Here is a 566-nt window from a genome sequence, read left to right on the forward strand (position 1 = left end):
AAGGCGGCGACGGCGGAGAGGCCATCGATCAACAAGCTTCATATTGAGCTACTTCGGTCGCTCACGCCCGCCGATTCTGCGCTCCTCGACCTTCTTTATCCCCGCGTTGCTGAACGGCTCTTTCACAGCAAGGAAGAGGTCAACGCATACACTGCGGAGGCGAACGCGAAGGCGGATGCCAGTTGGCGAACTTTCAGCGAGGAAGAGCGTGGCGTCTCCATCCAAAACCTTCACCGGCTACGCTGCATCACGGCAACGCCCCGTTTCTTCAATGCCAACGGGGTGCTGACAGCCTTTTACGATCGGGACCGGCGCATTGACGCGGCGCTCATCGATCCCCAGCGTTTTCAGGAAATGCTCTCTTCACTACTCACCCTCATCTATCAGGCATCGGGGGCCGTCCCGTATGCGGAGGATCAATCGATCCCGATCCAATATCAGAGCCCATTTGGCGTAGGCGGTCTGATGGGCAGCATTGCGGTGCCGGAATTGAGCCACATGCTAACGCCGCTTGGGATGGAGTTCATGAAGGCCGTCACGATGGATCGGTCGGACCCGAAATGATG

At 58.1% G+C, this 566-nt stretch carries 1 protein-coding gene; it reads left to right on the plus strand.

From position 1 onward, the window contains the following. The coding region (locus CA234_RS24555) for a hypothetical protein (RefSeq protein ID WP_164521938.1) at window positions 1–564 on the plus strand (564 nt) is incomplete at its 5' end. Between the last annotated feature and the right edge of the window lie 2 nt (window positions 565–566).

Origin of the sequence: Sphingomonas sp. ABOLE (assembly GCF_003950455.1) — a bacterium.
Classification (GTDB): domain Bacteria; phylum Pseudomonadota; class Alphaproteobacteria; order Sphingomonadales; family Sphingomonadaceae; genus Sphingomonas; species Sphingomonas trueperi.